This window comes from Pseudomonas sp. Bc-h (genome assembly GCF_002080045.1).
GTDB lineage: Bacteria > Pseudomonadota > Gammaproteobacteria > Pseudomonadales > Pseudomonadaceae > Aquipseudomonas.
In genome coordinates, this window is sequence record NZ_MUIN01000016.1 from 14,811 (window position 1) to 30,895 (window position 16,085).

The 16,085-nt window shown below is 60.0% G+C and carries 20 protein-coding genes; 9 read left to right on the forward strand and 11 right to left on the reverse strand.

Annotation, left to right across the window (positions count from 1 at the left end; genetic code table 11):
* Positions 1-36: 36 nt before the first annotated feature.
* The 4 genes from BWR59_RS28895 to BWR59_RS28910 form a co-directional block, all read right to left on the reverse strand.
* Positions 37-714, reverse strand: a complete 678-nt coding sequence (locus BWR59_RS28895; protein WP_081569118.1) for a response regulator transcription factor — start codon at positions 712-714, stop codon at positions 37-39.
* Between the two features lie 7 nt (positions 715-721).
* Positions 722-1,141 carry a translation initiation factor 2 gene (locus BWR59_RS28900; protein WP_081569119.1) on the reverse strand — a complete coding sequence of 140 codons (420 nt, stop codon included), beginning with the start codon at positions 1,139-1,141 and terminating at the stop codon, positions 722-724.
* Between the two features lie 155 nt (positions 1,142-1,296).
* Positions 1,297-1,596: a YciI family protein gene (locus BWR59_RS28905; RefSeq protein ID WP_081569120.1), complete on the reverse strand. Its 300-nt coding sequence runs from the start codon at positions 1,594-1,596 to the stop codon at positions 1,297-1,299.
* Between the two features lies 1 nt (position 1,597).
* On the reverse strand, positions 1,598-2,206 hold the full coding sequence (locus tag BWR59_RS28910; protein ID WP_081569121.1) for a septation protein A: 609 nt from the start codon (positions 2,204-2,206) through the stop codon (positions 1,598-1,600).
* A 65-nt stretch (positions 2,207-2,271) separates the two neighbouring features.
* Between BWR59_RS28910 and BWR59_RS28915 the strand changes: the two genes are divergently transcribed.
* From BWR59_RS28915 to arfB, 8 genes are all read left to right on the forward strand, one after another.
* On the forward strand, positions 2,272-3,132 hold the full coding sequence (locus BWR59_RS28915; protein WP_081569122.1) for a PHP domain-containing protein: 861 nt from the start codon (positions 2,272-2,274) through the stop codon (positions 3,130-3,132).
* Between the two features lie 13 nt (positions 3,133-3,145).
* Positions 3,146-3,778 (forward strand): L-threonylcarbamoyladenylate synthase, encoded by a 633-nt coding sequence (locus tag BWR59_RS28920; protein WP_120127094.1) that lies wholly within the window; start codon positions 3,146-3,148, stop codon positions 3,776-3,778.
* Between the two features lie 116 nt (positions 3,779-3,894).
* The gene (locus BWR59_RS28925) at positions 3,895-4,593 is read left to right on the forward strand and encodes a ScpA family protein (RefSeq protein ID WP_178111255.1); all 699 of its coding nucleotides are present in this window, start codon (positions 3,895-3,897) and stop codon (positions 4,591-4,593) included.
* A 17-nt stretch (positions 4,594-4,610) separates the two neighbouring features.
* Complete coding sequence (gene scpB / locus BWR59_RS28930) at positions 4,611-5,402, forward strand: SMC-Scp complex subunit ScpB (protein WP_081569125.1); 792 nt, start codon at positions 4,611-4,613, stop codon at positions 5,400-5,402.
* Positions 5,403-5,443: 41 nt separating this feature from the next.
* The gene (locus BWR59_RS28935) at positions 5,444-5,632 is read left to right on the forward strand and encodes a DUF1289 domain-containing protein (RefSeq protein WP_081569126.1); all 189 of its coding nucleotides are present in this window, start codon (positions 5,444-5,446) and stop codon (positions 5,630-5,632) included.
* A gap of 208 nt (positions 5,633-5,840) precedes the next feature.
* Positions 5,841-7,070 carry a 23S rRNA pseudouridine(2605) synthase RluB gene (gene rluB, locus BWR59_RS28940; RefSeq protein WP_081569127.1) on the forward strand — a complete coding sequence of 410 codons (1,230 nt, stop codon included), beginning with the start codon at positions 5,841-5,843 and terminating at the stop codon, positions 7,068-7,070.
* 221 nt (positions 7,071-7,291) lie between these two features.
* Entirely contained in the window at positions 7,292-8,716 is a 1,425-nt protein-coding gene (locus BWR59_RS28945; protein ID WP_081569128.1) for an amino acid permease, read from the forward strand.
* A gap of 11 nt (positions 8,717-8,727) precedes the next feature.
* A complete protein-coding gene (gene arfB / locus BWR59_RS28950; protein WP_081569129.1) occupies positions 8,728-9,141 on the forward strand; it encodes an alternative ribosome rescue aminoacyl-tRNA hydrolase ArfB in 414 nt (137 codons plus the stop codon).
* Between the two features lie 97 nt (positions 9,142-9,238).
* Here the strand turns inward: arfB and BWR59_RS28955 are convergent, their stop codons facing one another.
* The 6 genes from BWR59_RS28955 to phhA form a co-directional block, all read right to left on the reverse strand.
* On the reverse strand, positions 9,239-10,453 hold the full coding sequence (locus BWR59_RS28955; protein WP_081569193.1) for an MFS transporter: 1,215 nt from the start codon (positions 10,451-10,453) through the stop codon (positions 9,239-9,241).
* A gap of 195 nt (positions 10,454-10,648) precedes the next feature.
* A complete protein-coding gene (locus BWR59_RS28960) occupies positions 10,649-10,828 on the reverse strand; it encodes a hypothetical protein (protein ID WP_081569130.1) in 180 nt (59 codons plus the stop codon).
* Between the two features lie 76 nt (positions 10,829-10,904).
* Positions 10,905-11,042: a hypothetical protein gene (locus BWR59_RS32515; protein WP_165869832.1), complete on the reverse strand. Its 138-nt coding sequence runs from the start codon at positions 11,040-11,042 to the stop codon at positions 10,905-10,907.
* 266 nt (positions 11,043-11,308) lie between these two features.
* Positions 11,309-12,505, reverse strand: coding sequence for an amino acid aminotransferase (locus tag BWR59_RS28965; RefSeq protein WP_081569131.1), 1,197 nt, complete (start codon positions 12,503-12,505; stop codon positions 11,309-11,311).
* Complete coding sequence (locus BWR59_RS28970) at positions 12,506-12,862, reverse strand: 4a-hydroxytetrahydrobiopterin dehydratase (RefSeq protein WP_081569132.1); 357 nt, start codon at positions 12,860-12,862, stop codon at positions 12,506-12,508.
* Positions 12,863-12,891: 29 nt separating this feature from the next.
* Positions 12,892-13,680: a phenylalanine 4-monooxygenase gene (gene phhA, locus BWR59_RS28975; protein WP_081569133.1), complete on the reverse strand. Its 789-nt coding sequence runs from the start codon at positions 13,678-13,680 to the stop codon at positions 12,892-12,894.
* Positions 13,681-13,961: 281 nt separating this feature from the next.
* On the opposite strand from phhA, the gene BWR59_RS28980 reads away from it, so the two are divergent.
* Positions 13,962-15,515, forward strand: a complete 1,554-nt coding sequence (locus BWR59_RS28980) for a sigma-54-dependent transcriptional regulator (protein ID WP_081569134.1) — start codon at positions 13,962-13,964, stop codon at positions 15,513-15,515.
* A 91-nt stretch (positions 15,516-15,606) separates the two neighbouring features.
* On the opposite strand, the gene BWR59_RS28985 is transcribed toward BWR59_RS28980, so the two are convergent.
* Positions 15,607-15,873, reverse strand: a complete 267-nt coding sequence (locus tag BWR59_RS28985) for a DUF2790 domain-containing protein (RefSeq protein WP_074757305.1) — start codon at positions 15,871-15,873, stop codon at positions 15,607-15,609.
* Positions 15,874-16,085 lie beyond the last annotated feature (212 nt).

Sequence of the window (16,085 nt, forward strand, 5' to 3'; positions counted from 1 at the left end):
CCGGCAAGCTGGACCGCTACGGGAGCCAGTCGCAGCTTACACCGCGTAGTAATACCCACGGCTGCGCAACGCCACGATCCGTGGCCGGCCATCGGCATGGGGCCCGATCTTCTTGCGCAGGTTGCTGACGTGCATGTCCAGGCTGCGGTCGTAGAGAGTGAGTTTGCGGCCCAGCGCCAGTTGCGCCAGTTCCTGTTTCTCCAGCGGCTCACCGGGCTGCCCGAGCAGGGCTTCGAGCAGGCGTGCTTCGGAGACGGTCAGGGTGAAATCCTGATCGTCGATGGTTACCACACCGCGCGCTGGGCTGAACGTCAGGTCGCCCAGTTCGATCTGGCTGGAAACCGCCGCAGGATGGCTGCGGCGCAGCACGGCACGCAAACGTGCGGTCAGTTCGCGGGGATCGCAGGGCTTGGCCAGATAATCGTCGGCCCCCAGCTCCAGCCCCAGAATACGGTCCAGCGGCTCGCCGCGCGCCGAGAGCATCAGCACGGGAAGGTCGGGGTGATCGGTGCGTAATTGCTTGAGCAGCTCCAGACCGCTGCCGTCAGGCAGCATCACGTCCAGCACCACAGCCGCGGGAGCGGATTCGGCGAGCGCCTTGCGGGCGCTCTGGCCATCGTGGCAAGCCTGCACCTGAAAGCCTTCCTGGCTCAACCAACTGCTCAGGAGCTCACACAGCTCCTGGTCATCATCAATAAGTAACAGCTCGCTCATGACTCACTCAATTTAGCCATTGCCGACGCCGTCTACGCCAGCCGCTGGCAAAGATACCGCACAGCAGGGCCACCATTGCAACGGCGCCCCCTGTGACGAACCATTGTTGTTGCTCGGTCAGCACGCGCGCAGGCATGACCGACTGTGCTTCTTTGAGCTGCAGTTTAAGCCTTTGGTTCTCCTGACGCAGGCGTTGGAGCTGAATAGTTTCGCGTTCAGTGTCGGCATTCTGCAGTTGCCGGGTCAATTCCTCGCGTTGTTTCTCGCTGTCGGCCAGGCGCTGGCGAAGCTCGCTCAACTGGCTGGCGGCATTGGGCAACGGCAAGGCGTGACTGACGCTGTCGCTCGTTTCGTCTGCCTGGACATCGAAACTGATCGCCGAAACGGCCAGCGCGGCCGCCAGCAGACACCACGGACGTGGACGCATCTGATACTCCTGACTTTTCTTGCGGCACCAGACCCGCGCACCGGCTTTATTGGGCATTTGGCAAGATATCGGCAGCAGGATGCGAATAATGAGCAGTCAGGAGGCGAATACGAAACCGGCCTCATGAAGAGGCCGGATCGCGAACAGGCAGGACGTTACGGCAGGACTTGCTTGAACGGCTTGACCACGACGTGATCGTAGACACCGGCCTTGATATACGGGTCGGCGTCGGCCCAGGCCTGTGCCGCGCTCAGGGATTCGAACTCGGCAACGATCAGGCTGCCAGTGAAACCGGCGGCGCCCGGGTCATTGCTGTCCACTGCAGGGTTCGGGCCGGCGAGAATGATGCGACCTTCGGCCTTCAGTGCGGTCAGGCGCTCCAGATGCGCAGGACGCGCTTCCAGGCGTTTTTCCAGCGAGTTGGCGACATCCGTTGCTACGATGGCGTAGAGCATTTCAGTCCTCTGTCTTTTTTGTTGAAGGCTGGGTCGATGCGTCGGCATCGTGAATGTGACGGGCCAGGAAGATGCCTTGGCCAATCAGGAAAATCAGGGTCATGCCCAGGCTTCCGAAGACTTTGAAGTCGACCCAGAAGTCCTGGTAGGTGAACGCGACGTAGAGGTTGGCCGCGCCGCAGAACAGGAAGAACACGATCCAGGCGATGTTCAGCCTGACCCATATCGGCTGTGGCAGTGTCAGGGCGTGGCCCATGATGCGCTGGATCAGCAGACGGTCGCCGATGAAGTGGCTGCCGGCGAAGATCAGGGCGAACACCCAGTTGACCACCGGGGCTTTCCATTTGAGGAAGGTTTCGCTGTGAAACGCCAGGGTCAGGCTACCGAAGACCAGGCAGGCAACCAGCGTCAGCCACTGGCTTTTTTCCAGCTTGCCCTGACGAACGTAGAGGATGCCGTAGACCACGATGGAACTGGCGATCAACATCGCGGTGGCGCTGAAAATCCCGCCTACCATGAAGCTGTGGCCGAGGATATCGACGGCTTGAGGACTGATTTTGTAGACGATGAAAAACAGGATGAGCGGGATGAAGTCGATGAATTGTTTCACAGTAAGAGCCAGAAGCTGGATGTGACGGCATAATAACAAACATCAATGACTGCGAAAGCGCCCCTATGAATGTCGATCTGCACTGCCACAGTACCGCTTCCGATGGGGGGCTTGCGCCCGCGGCACTCGTCGCCCGTGCCCATGAGAACGGCGTCCGCGTGCTGGCGCTGACCGACCACGACACCATCGAAGGCCTTGAAGAAGCCCGTGCGGCGGCGCTTGCGCTGGACATGCAGCTGATCAACGGCATCGAGCTGTCCTGCACCTGGGGCGGTGCCACCATCCATATTCTGGGTTATGGCTTTGATGTCGATGCCCGGCCTTTGCTCGATGCCATTGAGCAATTGCACACCGGCCGCTGGTTGCGCGCCGAAGAAATCAGTCGCAAATTGGCGATGAAAGGTATGCCCGGCGCGCTGGAAGGTGCCCGTGCGGTGCAACAGGCACTGGGTGACAGCGGCAATGCCCCTGCCAGACCACACTTCGCCGACTTTCTGGTCAATGAAGGTTTCGTGAAGGATCGCGCCGAAGCGTTTCGCAAATGGCTCGGTGCAGGCAAGCTTGGCGACGTCAAGCAACACTGGCCAACGCTGGAAGACACCGTTGCCACCTTGCGTGCCGCCGGCGCCTGGGTGAGCCTTGCCCATCCCTGGCATTACGATTTCACTCGCAGCAAACGTCGCAAACTGGTGGCCGATTTCATTCAGGCCGGCGGTCATGCGATGGAAGTGGTCAATGGCCTGCAGCCCGCCGATCAAGTCGGCAGCCTGGCCATCCTGGCCCGTGAATTTGGTCTGCTGGTCAGCGCCGGCAGCGATTTCCATGCGCCCGGCGCCTGGTCCGAGATTGGTGTCTATCGCCCATTGCCTGAGGATCTGCCGCCACTTTGGGGTCGATTCAAACATGACCAGCCTACTGCCGTCTGAACAGGAAGATACCGTGAGTCAATTTTTCCAGGTCCACCCGGAGAACCCTCAGTCGCGCTTGATCAAGCAGGCTGTTGAGATCATCAGGGCGGGCGGTCTGGTGGTTTACCCGACCGATTCATCCTATGCGTTGGGTTGTCGAATGGAAGACAAGACAGCGGTGGACCGTATTCGCCGGCTGCGTCAGCTCGACGACAAGCACAATTTCACGCTGATGTGCTGCGACCTTTCGCAACTGGGAACCTTCGCCAAGGTAGACACCGCTGCTTTCCGGCTGCTTAAAGCCCATACGCCGGGGCCATACACGTTCATTCTGGGCGCCACCCGCGACGTACCGCGGCTGGTGTTGCATCCCAAACGTCGCACCATCGGGTTGCGCGTGCCGGAACACCCGATCGCTCAGGCGTTGCTGCGCGAGCTCGGCGAGCCGCTGATGAGCGTCAGCCTGATCATGCCGGGAGAAACCCTGCCGATGAGCGATCCTCACGAGATGCGTGAAGTGCTCGAACATCAGGTCGACCTGATCATCGATGGCGGCGAAGGCGGCATTTCCGCTTCCACCGTCATCAATTTGTCCGAAGGCGATCCGCAAGTGGTGCGTGTCGGTTGTGGCGATCCGACGCCATTTGGGGTCGAAGTCGAGTGACCGACGCTGAAACACTGGACCCCCAGGCAGATGCCCAGCAGGAGCTGCCGTTTGCCATGGTCTACGGTCAGGCCGTCACGCAGATGCCGGTCGACCTCTATATCCCGCCCGACGCGCTGGAAGTCTTCCTCGAAGCCTTCGAAGGCCCGCTGGACCTGCTGCTTTATCTGATCCGCAAACAGAACATCAACATCCTCGACATCCCGGTGGCGGAAATCACTCGCCAGTACATGGGCTACGTCGAGCTGATGAAAACCGTGCGTCTGGAACTGGCGGCCGAGTATCTGGTGATGGCGGCCATGCTGGCCGAGATCAAGTCGCGCATGCTGCTGCCTCGCTCGCAAGCCATTGAAGAGGAAGAAGACGACCCGCGCGCCGAGCTGATTCGTCGGCTTCAAGAGTACGAGCGCTTCAAGGCTGCCGCCGAAGGCATCGATATGCTGAGCCGGGTTGGCCGGGATGTCGTGGTGCCTAAGCTCGATGCCCCCGAAGCCCGGGCGCGCAAGCTGCTGCCCGATGTCTCACTCGAAGAATTGCTGGTGTCCATGGCCGAAGTACTGCGCCGTGGCGACATGTTCGAAAGCCATCAGGTCAGTCGTGAAGCGCTGTCGACCCGCGAACGCATGAGCGATGTGCTGGAGCGCCTCAAGGGCGCCGGTTTTGTGCCGTTCGCCGAGCTGTTCACTGCTGAAGAGGGGCGACTGGGTGTGGTGGTGACCTTCATGGCGGTGCTGGAGTTGGTCAAGGAGCAACTGGTCGAGCTGGTGCAGAACGAACCTTTCGCTGTCATTCATGTGCGCGCGCGAGCCGAATAAAGAGCAAGAGCTGATCGATGAACCTGAACGAACCCCGCGAACTCGCGTCCTTGCTCGAAGCATTCCTGTTGGCCTCCGGCAAGCCGCAATCCCTGGAGCGGTTGTACGAACTGTTCGAGGAGGGCGAGCGTCCGGAGCCCGCCGTGTTCAAGAAGGCCCTGACCGTGCTCGGCAAGTCCTGCGACAACCGCGCTTTCGAGTTGAAGGAAGTGGCGTCGGGATATCGCCTGCAGATTCGCGAAAAATTCGCGCCGTGGGTCGGCCGGTTATGGGAAGAGCGCCCGCAACGTTACTCCCGCGCTTTGCTCGAAACCATGGCCTTGATCGCCTACCGGCAGCCCATCACCCGAGGGGAAATCGAAGATGTGCGGGGTGTGGCGGTCAACAGCAATATCGTCAAAACCCTGCTGGAGCGCGAGTGGATCAGGATCGTCGGTTATCGCGATGTGCCGGGCAAACCGGCGATGTTCGCCACTACCAAGGCGTTCCTCGATCATTTCAACCTGAAGAACCTCGATGATCTGCCGCCGCTTGCCGACCTGCGCGAGATGGAGGCAGAACCCATGCTCGAGTTCGACGATGCGCCGGTGCCTGCGCACTTGCAGGCGTTGGCCGACGCAAGTATCGAACAGGGCCCGGACGCCGAGCCCGAAGCGCCGCGCGACGAAACCAGTTTCCGCAGCCTGCTGACCGAACTCGACACCATGGAGCAGGGGCTCAAGACCGACTTCGACGATTTATTGCTCGATGAGGCCGATAAAGAGTCTGAATTGGAAGACGAGCCTGCGGATGACGAAGATCCGCGGTAGCAATCAAGTCGACCTGACAGGCTTCCTTCCTGGATGAATTCATGAGCACCAAAGACCCCTGCATCAGCATCTGCAAGTTCGACGACGACATCTGCATCGGCTGCGGCCGCAGCAAGCGGGAGATCAAGTCATGGAAGAAGATGGACAAGGACGAGAAACGCTCGGTGCTGGCCGAGTCGGCCATGCGGCTGATCAAGCTCAAGGCAGCCGGTCGGCGGAAAAAGAAATGAGTGCGGCGTTGTCGCTCGGGTTTTCGTCTAGTCTCTGATGCGCAACGCGTTCCATGAGCGTATGATTCGCGACCTTTTGGCGATCCACACTCGCCGCAGGTTTCAGTTTTCAGCCCTTCTGGTCTAGAGAGTCACTCTTGCCGGGGACAGGGCAACAGGCCGTGCCCACTCGCGCACGGCCTGATTCGACACACCGGGAGGTGCCCAGATGAGTGAACAGGACAAGCAGGACAAAGAGATCGGCCCAGCAGGCGAAAAACTGCAAAAGGTGCTGGCGCGCATTGGCGTCGGCTCGCGCCGTGACGTCGAGGCCTGGATCGGCGAAGGCCGGATCAAGGTCAACGGCGTTCAGGCAAGCCTGGGTCAGCGCGTCGATCTGCACGACGCCATCACCGTCGACGGCCGCGTCATCCGCCGCGAAGAAGCGGCCGAGACGGTCCGTCGCGTCATCATGTACAACAAGCCAGACGGTGAAATCTGCACCCGTGACGACCCTGAAGGCCGTCCGACCGTGTTTGATCGCCTGCCGCGTCCGAAAGAAGGCCGCTGGATCAACATTGGTCGTCTGGACATCAACACCACCGGTCTGCTGATGTTCACCACCGACGGTGAGCTGGCCAACCGCCTGATGCACCCTTCGTTTGAAATGGACCGAGAATACGCTGTCCGCGTACGTGGCGAAGTCGATGACGACATGCTGCTGCGTCTGAAGAACGGCGTGATCCTCGAAGACGGTCCAGCGCGTTTCACCGATATCCAGCAAGCGCCGGGCGGTGAAGGCTTCAACCACTGGTATCACTGTGTGGTGATGGAAGGTCGCAACCGCGAAGTTCGTCGTCTGTGGGAATCTCAGGGGCTGGTGGTCAGCCGTCTGAAGCGCGTGCGTTTCGGTCCGGTGTTCCTCAACTCCGACCTGCCGATGGGTCGCTGGCGCGAAATGAGTCAGCAGGAAGTCGACATCCTCAGCGCCGAAGTCGGTCTGACGCCAGTCGCCATGCCACAGATGAACGCCAAGACCAAGGACAAGCTGGAGCGTCTGCAGCGCCAGTCTTCCCGCCCACTGGGCAAAGGCGAGCGCGTGCGTCAGTTGCGCCCTGCCAAGGATGCCGCTCCTGCCGAGCGTGCCCCGCGCGAACCGCGCATGGCCGATGGCGAGCGTCCAGCACGCAAGCCGGCTGAAGGTGGTCGTCCGGCCCGTACTCCGCGTCCAGCGGCTGGCGGTCGTGGCGACAACCGTGGTGAAAACCGTGGCGACAGCAGCCGTGGCACCCCAGTGGCCGAACGCCCGAGCGACATGAACAAGCGTCCGGCCAAGCCGAAGCCTTCGCGTCCTGGCATCAAGCTGGTCGACGACGGCAAGAGCCCGTCGGGCAAGCGTCGCGGCGCCCCAGCGGGCTCCGGTCAGCGCCCAGGCTTCGGTCGTCGCAAGCCTGAGTGATCAAACGCTGAAACGAAAAACGCCAGTCGAGAGACTGGCGTTTTTTTCGCCTGTGAAGGCGAGTGTCGTCTGGCGGTGTACAATGCGCCGCGTTTTTTCTGTGAATCTTTGGCGTCTGGACGCCAACCCATTCGGGGTTACCCACTCCGTTTCACTCCGCCGCGTCATGAGCGCGTCGGGTTCGATTCCGTCACAGACAAGAACAACAAGGTGACTATCCAATGAGTGAACACATGTCCCATTCGGGCGACTTGAAGCGTGGTCTTAAAAATCGTCATATCCAGCTGATCGCCCTCGGCGGCGCCATCGGCACGGGATTGTTCCTTGGATCGGCGGGCGTTCTCAAATCGGCGGGTCCGTCGATGATCCTCGGCTACGCCCTGTGTGGCTTCATCGCCTTCATGATCATGCGCCAGCTCGGCGAGATGATCGTCGAGGAACCGGTCGCCGGGTCCTTCAGCCATTTCGCGCACAAGTACTGGGGCGGTTTCGCGGGCTTTCTGTCCGGCTGGAACTGCTGGGTGCTGTACATCCTGGTAGGCATGTCCGAGCTGACCGCAGTCGGCAAATACGTGCAGTACTGGTGGCCGGAAATTCCGGCCTGGGCGTCGGCGGCAGTGTTTTTCGTGATGATCAACGTCATCAACCTGGCCAACGTCAAAGTCTTCGGCGAGGCCGAATTCTGGTTCGCGATCATCAAGGTCGTGGCGATTCTGGGCATGATCGCGCTGGGCAGTTACATGCTGGTCAGCGGCAGCGGCGGTCCTCAAGCTTCGGTGAGCAACCTGTGGAGCCACGGCGGGTTCTTCCCCAACGGCGTAAGCGGCCTGGTCATGGCGCTGGCGTTCATCATGTTCTCCTTCGGCGGCCTGGAAATGCTCGGTTTTACCGCCGCTGAAGCCGATCAGCCGAGAACCATCATCCCGAAAGCCATCAATCAGGTGATCTACCGCATCCTGATTTTCTACATCGGCTCGCTGGTGGTGCTGCTTTCGCTGACCCCGTGGGACGCGTTGCTGGTCGATCTGAATGCGTCGGGTGATGCCTACAGCGGCAGCCCGTTCGTGCATGTGTTCTCGATGCTGGGCAGCAACACGGCGGCACACATTCTCAACTTCGTGGTGCTGACTGCCGCCTTGTCGGTGTACAACAGCGGCACCTACTGCAACGCGCGGATGCTGTTCGGCATGGCCGAGCAAGGCGATGCGCCGCAATCTCTGGCGCGGGTCGATAGCCGTGGGGTGCCGGTGCGGGCGATTCTGGTGTCGGCGGCGGTGACGCTGATTGCCGTGCTGCTCAACTACCTGATCCCGCAGAATGCGCTCGAGCTGTTGATGTCACTGGTGGTCGCGACCCTGGTGATCAACTGGGCGATGATCAGCTACTCGCACCTCAAATTCCGTCAGCACATGGCGCGTAAGGACCAGCAGCCGTTGTTCAAGGCGCTTTGGTACCCTTACGGCAACTACCTGTGCCTGGCGTTCGTGGTGCTGATCCTGGGCATCATGCTGATGATCCCGGGTATTCAGGTGTCGGTGTATGCGATTCCGGTATGGCTGGTGGTCATGTGGGTGTTCTACGTGATCAAGAACAAGCGTCATGCCGACGGCGAGTCGATGGCGCAACGCACTTCGATCATCAAGTAACGCGGCGGCCCATGCTGATCATCTCCAACAACGTGCACCTGCCTGACAACGAGGTCGAACTGACCGCCATTCGCGCGCAAGGCGCTGGCGGTCAGAACGTCAACAAGGTGTCGAGCGCGGTACACCTGCGTTTCGATATCAATGCGTCGTCACTGCCGCCGTTCTACAAGGAACGGTTGCTGGCGTTGCGTGACAGTCGGATCACCAGCGATGGCGTGATCATCATCAAGGCCCAGCAATACCGGACTCAGGAACAGAACCGTGCCGACGCGCTGGAGCGGCTGAGCGAGTTGATCGTCAGTGCCGCGAAGGTAGAGAAGAAGCGTCGGCCGACCAAGCCGACGCTGGGTTCCAAGACCCGCAGGCTGGAATCCAAATCCAAGCGCGGGTCGATCAAGGCGGGGCGGGGCAAGATCGATTTCTGAGGGCTGGCAACACCTTCTGTAGCGGTTCGGCTTGCCGGCGGCGATTCCGATGACGCCACCGCCGGCAAGCCGGACTGCTACACAGGATTGAACATGACTACAGATCGGTGACCTTGTTGCGCATCACCTTCGCCTGTTTGTACAGGTAAACGCTCAACCCCAATCCAGCCAGCGATGCCAGTGCCGCGAAGAGGAAGATCGACGCGAACCCGAAGCCTGCTGCCACGGCGCCGGCCACCGGCCCGGTGATCCCCAGCGACAGGTCGATGAACAGCGAATAAGCCCCCACGGCCGCGCCACGACTGGACGCCGGCACCAGATTCACCGCCTCCACGCCCAATGCCGGGAACACCAGCGAGAAGCCGAAACCGGTCAGCGCAGCACCCGCCAGCGCCAGGTTCGGGCTGGGCGCCAGCCACAACAGCAGCAGCCCCAATGCCTCAACCGACAGGCAGACAATCGCCACCCGAAAGCCACCGATGCGGTTGATCATGTTGCCGAACAGCAGCCGTGCGCCAATGAAGCAGGCGCCGAACAGGCTCAGGCACAGCACCGCATTCGGCCAGGTGTGGCTCGCGTAGTACAGGGTGATGAAAGTAGCGATGGTGCCGAAGCCGATGGAGCCCAGCGCGAGTCCCGTGCCGTGGGGCAGAACACGACCCAGCACATGTAGAAACGGCATGCGCTCGCCGTGCACGATGGGCGCGGGTGTCTTCTTCCACGCCAGTGAAATGCCCAGTGCGGCCAGCAGGATGATGCTGACGCCCATGCTCCACAAGCCCATCGCGTTCACCAGCAACACCCCCAGCGGCGCACCGATGGCCAGTGCGCCGTAACTGGCGATGCCATTCCAGGAAATCACCTTGGCGGTGTTCGCAGCCCCGACGCGACCGATGCCCCAGCCGATGGAACCCGAGCCGACCAGACTCTCGGCGCTGCCCAGCACCAGGCGACCGATGAGCAGGCTGATCAGGCTCGCCATCGGCCAGGCATCGAGCCATCCGGCCAGCAGCATGAACACGCCGCTCAAACCGCAGCCGAACAAGCCAATGATCACGGCCTTCTTGGGGCCGCGGTTATCGATGATGCGCCCGGCATACGGACGGCTGAGTAACGTCGCCAGATACTGCACGCTGATCACCAGACCGGCAGCGACTGCGCCGAAACCGAGGTCGGTGTGGACGTAGCCGGGTAGTACGGCCAGCGGAATACCGATGTTCAGGTAACCGATGAAGGTGAACAGAACAATGGAAACGACCTGAAGCGTGATAGCGACAGGACGGGGTGTAGCGGCGCTCGAAGCGTCTGGCATGGGCATCAATCCACGATTACGGCTGGGGAGGTGCAGCGGGGGCAGAAACTGAATGAAGCGTAGACGCTCGAAAGCCAAGCGGTGCCACATCATAACGAGGCTGGCTGTCGTATGGCAGCTGAAGGCTCTTCATGGCAGCAGAAGGTTGAATCGATTTTGAACCGAACGCGGATTTGCCGGTGAAGGCTGTTGTGATTATTCGGCGGCGGGTGCCACGAGCTGCGTCGTGACCAAAGCGGCAAGGGCGTTTTCCTGAGTCCCGAAGCGGGCCAGCAATGCCTGCTGTTTTTCCGGGCTCAAGCGTGCCCAGATTTCTATCATTTTCTCGGCAGTGCCGATCAAGGCCTGCGCCTGTGTTTCAGTGAAATCAGTCATGGATTCTTCTCGGAGCAATCAGCCCTTATGGAAGTACGCCTCAAAGACGCTCTTGCATAGGGGCTGAAATTAGCCTTCAGCGTTGGCCTTGGGCTTTCTTGCTGTCACCACTCTTCGCACCGGCTTTCATCTCGATCGGCTGACCGAGTTCCTGACGGGCTGCTGCGCTTTGCTGGGTTTGGCTTGGGAAGGGGAAGTTTGGGATTTCATGCATCGTCTGTCGCTCCTCACAAGTTTTTTTAACTGCTGATTTTTACAGCGCGTCCAAAAAACGCAAAGGGAGGATACAGCACAACAAATGACAAACAGATTTTTAATGATGGCCGTTGGTCATGTAGTGGCGATGCGAAGCTACAACCAAAATCAAAACAGCCTGCGTCATGTGGACGCAGATCCTGTAGCAGTCCTGCCGGGCGGCGTTCCGTTTGCCGGCGGAGACGTTTTTGAGATCGCCACCACCGGCAAGCCGTGCACAAGGCGTCAGTCCTTGCACACCGCCGCAAATGCCGCTGCCAGTGCATCCAGCCGCGTGGCATCAATGCCCGCCACGTTCGCACGACCCGCAGCGACCATGTACACGCTGTGCTCCTTGCGCAGGCGGGCGACCTGGTCGTCGCTCATGCCGGTGTAGGAAAACATGCCGCGTTGCACGCCGATGTGGGCGAAGCGTTCGCCCAGGCCCAGCGGGGTCAGCGCTTCAACCAGGCCCAGACGGAGCTGCGCGATGCGGCTGCGCATCTCTTCAACTTCGTCAGCCCACAGCGCCTTGAGCTCCGGGTCACCGAGGATTTCAGCCACCACGGCCGCGCCGTGATCTGGCGGGTTGGACCACAGATTGCGAGCGGTGGCCGAGAGCTGGCTACGCACGTCCATCAGTTTTTCGGTGCTGTCGGCACACACCAGCAGGGCGCCGGTGCGTTCGCGGTACAGGCCGAAGTTTTTCGAGCAAGAGCTTGTGATCAGCAGTTCTGGCAGTTCGGCGGCGAACAGGCGAACGGCCCATGCGTCTTCCTGTAGACCATCACCGAAGCCTTGATAAGCGAAGTCGATCAGGGGCAGCAGGTTGCGGCGTTTGACGATCTTCAGCACTTCGCGCCAGTCATCGTGGCCCAGATCGAAACCGGTCGGGTTGTGGCAGCAGGCGTGCAGCAGCACGACGTCGCCTTCCGGCACTGTGTTCAGGACTTCCAGCATGGCCGCAACGTTGAGCTTGTTGTCGCTGCCTACGTAGGGGTAGTGATTGACCTTGAGGCCCGCAGCGGCATAGATGGTTTCATGGATCGGCCAGGTCGGGTCGCTGAGCCAGATGCCCTTGCCTGGCAAGCAGTTGGCAATGAAGTCGGCGGACAGGCGCAACGCACCCGTGCCGCCTGGAGTCTGAGTGGCGCCTACGCGTTTATTCTTGATCAGTGGCGAGTTTTCGCCCATGACCAGTTCACAGATCAGCGTGCCGAAACGCGGTTCGCCGTGGCCACCGATGTAGGTCTTGGTCGGTTGTGAATCCACCAGACGCTGTTCTGCCAGCTTGACCGCGCGCGGGATGGTGGTCAGGCCTTGCGCGTCCTTGTACACGCCCACGCCCAGGTCGAACTTGTTCGGATTCGGGTCACTGGCATAGGCCTGGATCAAGCCCAGAATCGGATCGTCCGGTACGCGCTGAATCTGTGAAAAATGCATTTACTTACGGCCCTCGGCGCCTTTGGCCACCTCGTCGGTGCGGGCGGCCATGATGAAGTCGTTGCGGTGCAGCCCCTTGATCGAGTGGCTCCACCAGGTCACGGTCACTTTGCCCCATTCGGTCAGAAGACCCGGGTGATGACCTTCGGCTTCGGCAATTTCGCCGACCGCGTTGGTAAACGCCAGTGCAAATTTGAAATTCTTGAAGAGATAGACCTTTTCCAATTGCATCACGCCATCGCGGACTTCGATATTCCAGTCAGGAATCTGTCTGAGCAGCTCGGGCAATTCGGCTTCGCTGACTTGAGGCGCGTCGGCGCGGCAGGCTTCGCAGTGGGCTTGGTTTAAAGAGGTCATAAGAAGTTTCCTTGTTCGGTATGAAGCGTTCAGGCAGCTTTTGTTTTGGGGGGAAAGCGTGGTGCATGCAGGCCCAGCTGTGTGGCGATCTGGACCATGCCTATGATGTCTTCGTGGGCGAGGTCGAACAGGCGCTTGAGGTCCGGCAGCACAAAATACAGCGGCTGCAGAATGTCGATGCGATACGGCGTGCGCATGGCTTCCACGGGATCGAACGCCTGATGCTCAGGCGTTTGCGACAGGCTGTAAACGGTTTCCTTCGGCGAGGACAGGATGCCTCCGCCGTAGATCTTGCGCCCCTGGGCGGTTTCCACCAGCCCGAACTCGATGGTCATCCAGTAAAGGCGGGCAAGATACACGCGCTGCTCTTTGCTGGCTGCCAGACCAAGCTTGCCGTAGGTGTGGGTAAATTCCGCGAACCAGGGATTGGTCAGCAGGGGGCAGTGTCCGAAGACTTCATGAAAGATGTCGGGTTCTTGCAGATAGTCCAGTTCTTCCTCGGTGCGAATAAACGTGGCCACGGGAAATCGCTTGCTGGCCAGCAATTCGAAGAAGGTCTGAAAGGGGATCAGCGCCGGAACTCGGGCGACCTGCCAACCGGTGGTGTTGCTCAGCACGCGATTGACTTCGCCTAGCTGTGGAATGCGGTCATGAGGCAGATTCAACTGCTCTATGCCGTCGAGGTATTCCTGGCACGCGCGGCCTTCAATCACTTTCAGCTGGCGGGTGATCAGGGTATTCCACACGCCATGCTCGGCGTCGGGGTAATCGATGAATCCGCTGGCGTCCGGCTCACGGGCGACATACTGCGTGCTCATGCTGCTCTCCTGTATGGCTTGTTGTTATCTGGAGCGATGCGTTGCAGGTTCAAGGTCTGCATGTCGCTATAGATAACGTTTTCCGTGCCGTTTGCAGCATGACTCTGGCGGGCTTGCAGCGCGAAACGCCGGTCGAGGCGTAAAGAAATCCTGACAGCTGTCTGTCATAGGGATGGATATGCCCTGGTTCAAGGCGCATTCCGACTTGCTCTGTCACGTATTCTTGACGGTAAACTTCGCTTCACTACAAAAAAGTTGCTGTTCACAAGAGTCGACTCCCCATGCGCATCAAAGTGCACTGCCAGAACCGCGTCGGTATCCTGCGCGACATCCTCGAATTGCTGGTGTCCTACGGCGTCAATGTCTCCGGCGGCGAGGTAGGCGGAGAGCATGGCGACGCGATCTACTTGCGCTGTCCCAACCTGATCAACCTGCAATTTCAGGCACTGGTTCCGAAATTCGAAGCCATCCCCGGTGTATTCGGCGTGAAGCGCGTGGGATTGATGCCCAGCGAGCGTCGGCACATGGAGCTGAACGCGTTGCTTGGCGCCCTTGAGTTCCCGGTGTTGTCCATCGACATGAGCGGTTCGATCGTCGCGGCGAACCGCGCGGCGGCGCAGTTGCTGGGCGTGCGCGTCGATGAGGTGCCGGGAATTGCGTTGTCGCGCTACGCCGAGGACTTTGACCTGCCGCAACTGGTGCGCGCCAACCGTTCGCGCATCAATGGCCTGCGGGTGAAAGTGAAGGGCGACATCTTCCTCGCCGACATCGCGCCACTGCAATCTGAGCATGAGGACAGCGAGGCCATGGCCGGTGCAGTGCTGACACTGCATCGCGCCGATCGCGTAGGTGAGCACATCTACAACGTGCGCAAGCAAGAGTTGCGCGGCTTCGACAGCATTTTCCAAAGTTCGAAAGTCATGGCCGCGGTGGTGCGGGAGGCCCGGCGCATGGCGCCTCTGGACGCGCCTCTGTTGATAGAGGGCGAAACCGGCACTGGCAAGGAGTTGTTGGCGCGGGCTTGTCATCTTGCGAGCCCGCGCGGGCAGTCGCCGATGATGGCGCTCAATTGTGCGGGCTTGTCAGAGTCCATGGCCGAGACCGAACTGTTCGGCTACGGCCCCGGTGCGTTCGAAGGCGCGCGGGCCGAAGGCAAGCTCGGGCTTCTGGAGCTGACGGCAGGCGGTACGCTGTTTCTCGATGGCGTTGCGGAAATGAGCGCGCGATTGCAGGCGAAACTGCTGCGTTATTTGCAGGAAGGCCGCTTTCGCCGTGTAGGCAGTGACGAGGAGGTGTACCTGGATGTGCGGGTGATCTGCGCGACTCAGGTCGACCTGTCCGAGCTGTGCGCCCGGGGCGAGTTCCGTCAGGACCTTTATCACCGGCTCAACGTGCTGTCGTTGCACATCCCGCCTTTGCGCGAGTGCCTCGACGGGTTGGAACCGCTGGTGCAGCACTTTCTCGACCAGGCCAGCCGCCAGATTGGCTGCTCGCTGCCGCGAATCGCCCCGGCGGCAATGGACCGCCTGAGCCAATACCACTGGCCCGGCAACGTTCGGCAGCTTGAGAACGTGTTATTTCAAGCAGTGTCATTGTGCGAAGGCGGGGTGATCAAGGCCGAGCATATTCGATTGCCGGACTATGGCGCGCCACAGCCGCTGGGTGATTTTTCATTGGAAGGCGATCTGCAGGATATCGTCGGGCGTTTCGAAAAAGCCGTACTTGAACAATTGTATGCGGCCAATCCGAGCAGTCGATTATTGGGGAGGCGACTGGGCGTATCGCATACGACAATTGCCAACAAGTTGAAGCACTATGGCGTGGGCCAGAGTTAAACAAGAGCCACTGATGTAACGGTACTTATAAAACAATTACGCCCCGACGAATAACTTCGCCAAGGCGTCGAATGATATGAAGCAATGTGGATCAACCGTTGCTGCACCCGTTGCCCATGACCTGGTATTCCAGTACATGGCGCTTGCCCTGAGAGTCTTCGTAGGTCATGTGCTGTGGCACGACGCTGCAGACGTTGGGCACTTCGTCCACGGAGATGACTTTGGCAATGTCCAGATGAGTCGAGTAGGTGTACTGCTCGACAGGTTGTGCTTGGCTGGAAATTTCACTCGGTCCGTCCTGCGCCATTGCCGCGGCGCTGAAACCACAAAGAGCCATTACAACCAGTGCAGCTTTCATTACATGTTTCCTCTTGGTTGCTTCATCAACGCTGCCAAACAGGAATTCCATTCGGCAGGGTTTGCAGAACCCTTGTGGGGCTCTGAGTGAAGCCAGTTATTTACGTGGTTAGTTGTTTGATTGACACGCCGGAGTGGGGGGCTGTTAGTGGTCAATCATTTGCCGTGTTGGCGGAACGAATTCTATGCCGCTGTCACGGATTCATATAGAAA

Bases quoted from the DNA above. Each gene is read 5' to 3' on its own strand.
- BWR59_RS28900 (WP_081569119.1), bottom strand. From the start codon at position 1,141: ATGCGTCCACGTCCGTGGTGTCTGCTGGCGGCCGCGCTGGCCGTTTCG.
- BWR59_RS28980 (WP_081569134.1), top strand. From the start codon at position 13,962: ATGCGCATCAAAGTGCACTGCCAGAACCGCGTCGGTATCCTGCGCGAC.
- BWR59_RS28935 (WP_081569126.1), top strand. From the start codon at position 5,444: ATGAGCACCAAAGACCCCTGCATCAGCATCTGCAAGTTCGACGACGAC.
- BWR59_RS28985 (WP_074757305.1), bottom strand. From the start codon at position 15,873: ATGAAAGCTGCACTGGTTGTAATGGCTCTTTGTGGTTTCAGCGCCGCG.
- BWR59_RS28945 (WP_081569128.1), top strand. From the start codon at position 7,292: ATGAGTGAACACATGTCCCATTCGGGCGACTTGAAGCGTGGTCTTAAA.
- BWR59_RS28970 (WP_081569132.1), bottom strand. From the start codon at position 12,862: ATGACCTCTTTAAACCAAGCCCACTGCGAAGCCTGCCGCGCCGACGCG.
- arfB (WP_081569129.1), top strand. From the start codon at position 8,728: ATGCTGATCATCTCCAACAACGTGCACCTGCCTGACAACGAGGTCGAA.
- BWR59_RS28915 (WP_081569122.1), top strand. From the start codon at position 2,272: ATGAATGTCGATCTGCACTGCCACAGTACCGCTTCCGATGGGGGGCTT.
- BWR59_RS28955 (WP_081569193.1), bottom strand. From the start codon at position 10,453: ATGCCAGACGCTTCGAGCGCCGCTACACCCCGTCCTGTCGCTATCACG.
- phhA (WP_081569133.1), bottom strand. From the start codon at position 13,680: ATGAGCACGCAGTATGTCGCCCGTGAGCCGGACGCCAGCGGATTCATC.
- BWR59_RS28960 (WP_081569130.1), bottom strand. From the start codon at position 10,828: ATGACTGATTTCACTGAAACACAGGCGCAGGCCTTGATCGGCACTGCC.
- BWR59_RS28965 (WP_081569131.1), bottom strand. From the start codon at position 12,505: ATGCATTTTTCACAGATTCAGCGCGTACCGGACGATCCGATTCTGGGC.
- BWR59_RS28895 (WP_081569118.1), bottom strand. From the start codon at position 714: ATGAGCGAGCTGTTACTTATTGATGATGACCAGGAGCTGTGTGAGCTC.
- BWR59_RS28905 (WP_081569120.1), bottom strand. From the start codon at position 1,596: ATGCTCTACGCCATCGTAGCAACGGATGTCGCCAACTCGCTGGAAAAA.
- rluB (WP_081569127.1), top strand. From the start codon at position 5,841: ATGAGTGAACAGGACAAGCAGGACAAAGAGATCGGCCCAGCAGGCGAA.
- BWR59_RS32515 (WP_165869832.1), bottom strand. From the start codon at position 11,042: ATGCATGAAATCCCAAACTTCCCCTTCCCAAGCCAAACCCAGCAAAGC.
- scpB (WP_081569125.1), top strand. From the start codon at position 4,611: ATGAACCTGAACGAACCCCGCGAACTCGCGTCCTTGCTCGAAGCATTC.